The 5,074-nt window shown below is 67.9% G+C and carries 8 protein-coding genes; 2 read left to right on the top strand and 6 right to left on the bottom strand.

Annotated features, from left to right (window positions below):
• The 3 genes from ACRDSQ_RS28930 to ACRDSQ_RS28920 all read right to left on the bottom strand — a co-directional run.
• Positions 1-320, bottom strand: a 320-nt coding sequence (locus tag ACRDSQ_RS28930; RefSeq protein ID WP_431425402.1) for a DUF6292 family protein, incomplete at its 3' end; no start/stop codon positions are given.
• Positions 321-335: 15 nt separating this feature from the next.
• On the bottom strand, positions 336-737 hold the full coding sequence (locus ACRDSQ_RS28925) for a hypothetical protein (protein ID WP_431425400.1): 402 nt from the start codon (positions 735-737) through the stop codon (positions 336-338).
• Positions 734-1,015 (bottom strand): hypothetical protein, encoded by a 282-nt coding sequence (locus tag ACRDSQ_RS28920; RefSeq protein WP_431425399.1) that lies wholly within the window; start codon positions 1,013-1,015, stop codon positions 734-736. Before ACRDSQ_RS28920 ends, ACRDSQ_RS28925 begins: the two co-directional genes overlap by 4 nt.
• Positions 1,016-1,163: 148 nt before the next feature.
• Between ACRDSQ_RS28920 and ACRDSQ_RS28915 the strand changes: the two genes are divergently transcribed.
• The gene (locus ACRDSQ_RS28915) at positions 1,164-1,976 is read left to right on the top strand and encodes a helix-turn-helix domain-containing protein (RefSeq protein WP_431425403.1); all 813 of its coding nucleotides are present in this window, start codon (positions 1,164-1,166) and stop codon (positions 1,974-1,976) included.
• 2 nt (positions 1,977-1,978) lie between these two features.
• Complete coding sequence (locus ACRDSQ_RS28910) at positions 1,979-2,209, top strand: DUF397 domain-containing protein (RefSeq protein ID WP_431425397.1); 231 nt, start codon at positions 1,979-1,981, stop codon at positions 2,207-2,209.
• Here the strand turns inward: ACRDSQ_RS28910 and ACRDSQ_RS28905 are convergent.
• Genes ACRDSQ_RS28905 through ACRDSQ_RS28895 form a run of 3 tightly spaced genes read right to left on the bottom strand, consistent with a single transcriptional unit; the run spans position 2,196 to position 4,813 of the window.
• Positions 2,196-3,092 (bottom strand): NAD-dependent epimerase/dehydratase family protein, encoded by an 897-nt coding sequence (locus ACRDSQ_RS28905; RefSeq protein WP_431425393.1) that lies wholly within the window; start codon positions 3,090-3,092, stop codon positions 2,196-2,198. The genes ACRDSQ_RS28910 and ACRDSQ_RS28905 overlap by 14 nt on opposite strands.
• A 55-nt stretch (positions 3,093-3,147) precedes the next feature.
• On the bottom strand, positions 3,148-4,008 hold the full coding sequence (locus ACRDSQ_RS28900) for a hypothetical protein (protein WP_431425391.1): 861 nt from the start codon (positions 4,006-4,008) through the stop codon (positions 3,148-3,150).
• A 52-nt stretch (positions 4,009-4,060) separates the two neighbouring features.
• Positions 4,061-4,813, bottom strand: a complete 753-nt coding sequence (locus tag ACRDSQ_RS28895; RefSeq protein ID WP_431425390.1) for an alpha/beta hydrolase-fold protein — start codon at positions 4,811-4,813, stop codon at positions 4,061-4,063.
• Positions 4,814-5,074 lie beyond the last annotated feature (261 nt).

The following is a 5,074-nucleotide window of genomic DNA, read 5'->3' as shown; positions in this document are numbered from 1 at the left end:
CTCATGGACCGGCCCGCGACGGCGTTCTCCACGAACGCGGCGACCTCGCGCGGTGCCGGGACGACGTCGGTGCTCAGCCTGGCCACGGTGTCGGGTTTGCCGGGCGGGTTGTGCTCGATCGCCAGCGACCAGCCCGCGTGCTCGTCCCACAGGAGCATGAGGTCTTTGCCCGGCCGCGCGGGCAGGGCGACGTAGGCGGTGGCGGTGTCGCTGATCTCGCAGGAGGTTCCCTCAGCGGGCAGGTCGATGGCCTCGGCCACGGCACGCAGGTAGGCCTCCAAGCCACGTCTGAGGGCGTAGGTGCTGTCCGCGTTGTTCACGACGTGCACGTTACTTCAGCGAAAACACTCGCGGATCTCAGTGAGCATGTCCCGAAGCGCGTGAAGCCCGACCCCTTGGTAGTCGATGACAAGCCGCGCGCCGGGGATGGTGAAGACGGTCGCGATGCCGTCGTGGATCTCCCGGAGTTCGAGCGCCCGTTTCCCGTGGCGAGCATGGAGTCCGGTAATGGTGTGGGATCGCAGGTCTTCGCAGGCTTCGACCAGTGCGGGGATGGTGTCGGGAAGCAGTCGGAGCGAGAACGTGTCGATCGCGCCGGGGTGCACGATTATCGAGCGGTGGTCCGGGGCGAGGTCGAAGATCGTCGTGATGGACTGCCGGTCGGCGTTGCGGCCCTTGACGCACCAGCGGCACGCGAAGTGCGAGTACACGGCGCCGTGGCGGACGACGGCGGTCACAGTCGCACCGGCAGAAGGGCTCGGCTCAGACGGTTGAGGAGTTCGCAGTCCGGTCCGCAGAGGGCGCAGTGGCCGCGGGAATCGAGACGGTGTGGGGACAGTGCGGTGCACACGGCCGAGACGAGGCGGCAGATCTCGGAGCGGGCGGCCAGACAGACCTCGTCGTCGTCGCCCTGCTGAATGATGATCACGAGGGCGGCAAGGTGCCCGCGGACGGCCTGATCGGCCCGCTCGGCCTGCGTCGGCCTGCGTGGCTCGACGAGTGCGTGTCGGCTCATGGTGGTAACACTTACATAGCTCTGACCTGCGCGAACATGCGCGGAGGAGTGATTTCCACGGGCACGGAGAGCGATCTTGGTCGGTCTTCATGGCAGGCATGACATCGAGGGAGCGGGCGTGAGTGGGGTCAGCGAGCGGGGTCTGGGGATGGAGCTGAGGAAGTTCCGGGAGCGAGCCAGGATGACGTGCGCACAAGTCGGTGAGGTTCTCGGCTGGTCAGCCAACACCGTGAGCCGGATGGAGCGCGGCCTGCGCCGCGACACGCGGCCGGATGAGGTGTCGGCGCTGCTCGCGGGCATGGGGGTGACCGGTAACGAGCGTGCCATGGTGATGCGGATGGCGACCGGCCATCGCGAGCAAGGTTGGTGGGAGGGAACTGACACCAACCTGAGCGATCAAGCCCGGACATACATGGCTTTCGAAGCCAAAGCGACCAAGATCGTGGACGTGGAACCACTGTTGGTTCCTGGGCTGCTTCAAACCCCGGACTACTACCGCGCGATCCTTACCGGGCGCGGCGACGACCCCCTCGGGATGAACAACACCATCTCCCATCGCCTGCGACGGCAGCTCATCCTGTCCCGCCCCTACCCGCCGTCGTTCACTTTCATCGTGACGGAGCTGATGCTGCGCCAGCCAGTCGGAGGGCACGCCGTGATGGCCCGGCAAATGCGGCGGTTCAGCGCCGAAGCCGAGCGGCCCAACCTCACCGTCCATGTCATCCCCACAACGGTGCCCGCCCACCCGGCACTGTTCGGCGCGTTCGCAGTGCTGGAGTTCGCTGAGGAGCGGCCGGTGGTCTTCATCGAAGGCAGGCGCTCGGGCCTGTTCCCGGAGAACTCCGCCGAGATCAAGACACATACACTTGCTGTGGAGATGCTGATGAACTTGGCCCTCGATGAGCAGGAGTCCTTGACGCTGCTCGCCCAGATCGGCGAGGTCCACGAGAAAGCGGGGTAGCGGTGGCACAGAACTGGCGCAAGAGCAGCTTCAGTGCAAGCGACGCCAACTGCGTGGAGATCGCGTGGCGCAAGAGCGGCTTCAGCGGCGATGCCAATTGCGTGGAAATCGCCTGGCGGGCAGACACCGCCGGTATTCGTGACTCCAAGCGGCCCGAGGCGGGCCACCTCACCCTCTCCGCCCCCGCCTACCGCGCCTTCATCGGCCAGGTCCCCCGCTTCACCGTCCGCTGATTTCCCGCCGCACCACCTCGGGCAGCCACGCCCCGACCGGCGAGAACTCGTGCTCGACCACCATGCCGAAGTCCTTCGGATACGAAAACGGCGACAGGTCACTGTCCCCCACCGGATCGTCGAGTTCCTCGATCACCGCCGTCCGCCCGGTCGCGGCCTCAATCACCGCGCACAGGTCGCGCACTGCCATCCCATCGGGTGAACTCGCGTTGACCGGCCCCGTCACCGACGACCCGCTCAGCCAGGCCAGGTACCCAGCGATCTCGTCCGCGTGCACGAACGACGACCGCCCGGGCACCCGGTGCGTCACGATCCTGGCGCCCGCCAGCACGCGGTCGACGTGGAACGCGAGCCTGCCGGTGAACTCTCCCTCGGCCAGCACATGCCCGGCCCGCGCGAACGCCACCGGGAACTGCGCCGCGTCGGTCAGCGCGCTCTCGGCCTGGCGCTTGCCTTCCCCGTAGTGGGCGTCCGAGAAGTCCGGGTCCAGCCACGGCAGGGACACGTCGTACCCGTGGTCGGCCGGGTCCAGTTCGGCCGCGGCGGCGAAGGGGCGGACTCCGGGGACGGTCGTGTAGACCTCGATCGTCGACGTCATGACCAGCCTGCCGATCCGACCCTGGAACGCCTTGGCGGCGGCAAGCGCGGCGACCGGCGAGTAACACATCTGGTGGACGACGGCGTCGAATTCGTGGCCCGCCACCGCTTCGCTGAGCGCGTCGACGTCGTTGGCGTCGGCGGACAGCCGTGACACCGTGTGGCCGAAGTCGTCGCCGGAGCGGCCCCGAGTCAGCACCGTCACCTTGTGGCCCTCGCCGAGCAGGCGCTTGACCAGGGTCCTGCCGAAGAACCTTGTGCCGCCGATGACACAGATGTGCCCCATGTGTCCCCCTCCGCCGTCGAAACACTCCAACGCGGGGAAGGTCGGGCTATTCCCGCTAGGCGGCTTCGCGCCAGAGTCCTTCGATGCCTTCGGAGCGGCAGCGGTGGTCGATGTAGAGCAAGGTCGTGAGCACCGTGGTGGCGGGGGCGAACACCGCGCTGGTGAGGATGGTCGCCAATGAGGTGCCCAGGGCCGATCCACCGCTGACCGTCTCGAACACGGCCCCGACGATCGCGGCGACGATGCCCGTGGCGAGCCCGGCGAGGAGCAGGATCCCGAACACCCGCCACCAGCCCACCGCGTGCACCAGCGTGCGGGAGCGACGCAGCGACTCGATGACGCCCTGGTTCTCGACGACCGCGACCGAGGCTGCGAACGAGAACGCCATGGACAGGTAGACGACGGCCACCACAGCCGGGAAGGCCAGCAGGAAGCCCGCTTCGCCACCTAGCGCGACCGCACCGACCGCGATCATCGCGATCCCGATCATCATCGCGCCGATGGCCGCGAGGATGCCCAGCAGCCGGGGCAGTTTCGGCAACATCGCCGACAGCGCCGCCCGCAGGCCCGTGACGTGCCCGAACACCGCTCGCGGGACCACGACGTTGACCACGCCGACCAGCACGAGCGCCATGACCTCCACGACCAGCAGCGCGATCATGGTCGCGATCAGGAACGGACGCAGCTCGGCGAAGGTCGGGAACTCGGTGGTAGGCGCCGCGGGAAGCCCGCCGACCACCAGGACCGTCACCGCGACCGTCACCAGCTCGGCGACGACCGCGACGATCAGGCCGCCGCCGAAGAGCGCGCGCGGATTGCGGCGCAACGCCTGCACGGTGCCGCCGACCAGGTCGGACAGGGTCAGCGGGCGAAGCGGGACGATGCCCAGCCGCAGGGCTTCGTTGTCAGTGCTCATCAGTTTGATTCCCCAGGGGTCGGTGTGTGGACGATAGCCGCACACCGGCGCGTCAGAGAACGCTGCCCACGAACTTCAGCGCCTCGGGAAGCACCGACTTCCAGTAGTTCTCGTCGTGGCCCCCAGGGGTGAACGACGCCTCGACGGCGTTGGTGTTCTCGGCGAGCCGCCGCGCCGAGCCGATGAACGCCTTGTCCTCGGTGCCGCACCAGACACCGAGCTTCTGGGTCGCGAACTCCGCCATGTGGCGCAGCGGCTCGCGCTGCTCCCACTGCTTCTGCCCGTCGTCGAACATGTCCGAGGCCTGCGCGTCGGTCCAGTTGTCGAACAGCTTCGGGCTGATCACCGCGACAGCCGAGAGCCCCGGCGTGCGCGCCATGTTCAGCGCGCCCACGCCGCCCTCGGAGATCCCGAGCACGGAGAACGGGGTGCTGGCGAGGTCGTGGTAGTCCAGCCAACCGGGCAGGTCCTCGAAGAGCATGCGCTGCGGGTCGTCGTCCTTGTACCCGACCCAGTTGCCACCGTCGACCGCGGCGACCGCGAACGGCGTGACGCCAGCCGCGACGACCTTGGTCAACATGTCGGGGACCCCAAGTTCGAGGAAACTCTTGGCCCCGCCGAGGCCGGAGGCGTGCATGGCCACACAGACGGGGAGCGGGTCGGTGATGCCCGCGGGGCGCATGATGACGATGTCCACTTCGCGGTACCGGCCGGACGACAGGTTGCGTCCCGTCGTCACCGGCTCGGTGGCCGAGGCGGGCGCCTTGCTCTGGATGATGTTGTCGGCCTGGCCCCCGGGCGTCATATCCCGCTGACAACCCGCCAGCAGACCGGCACCGAGACCCAGCCCACCGACCAACACCGCCCGACGAGAAAGCCGAACAGTTCGCGCAGTATTCACAAGTTCTCCGCTCGTCACGGACCCCTGGCGAGATCCTATGGGTCTAGCGGGGCCTGTGGGGCAGTCCGCGCAAACCTGCCACGTTGACCTTGTCACGTGAACATTTGGTGAGTGGCGATCGAGCCACCAGTCGGTTGCCCTCCGGTAACTGGTCCGCACCACTAC

This window comes from Actinokineospora sp. (genome assembly GCF_050699995.1).
In the GTDB taxonomy this organism is placed as follows: domain Bacteria; phylum Actinomycetota; class Actinomycetes; order Mycobacteriales; family Pseudonocardiaceae; genus Actinokineospora.
Note: the sequence above shows the minus strand (reverse complement) of the source record. Positions and strands in the feature narration are given on the sequence as shown.

Excerpts from the sequence above, each read along its gene's own strand:
- ACRDSQ_RS28920 (WP_431425399.1), bottom strand. The coding sequence starts at position 1,015 with ATGAGCCGACACGCACTCGTCGAGCCACGCAGGCCGACGCAGGCCGAG.
- ACRDSQ_RS28915 (WP_431425403.1), top strand. The coding sequence starts at position 1,164 with ATGGAGCTGAGGAAGTTCCGGGAGCGAGCCAGGATGACGTGCGCACAA.
- ACRDSQ_RS28905 (WP_431425393.1), bottom strand. The coding sequence starts at position 3,092 with ATGGGGCACATCTGTGTCATCGGCGGCACAAGGTTCTTCGGCAGGACC.
- ACRDSQ_RS28900 (WP_431425391.1), bottom strand. The coding sequence starts at position 4,008 with ATGAGCACTGACAACGAAGCCCTGCGGCTGGGCATCGTCCCGCTTCGC.
- ACRDSQ_RS28895 (WP_431425390.1), bottom strand. The coding sequence starts at position 4,813 with ATGACGCCCGGGGGCCAGGCCGACAACATCATCCAGAGCAAGGCGCCC.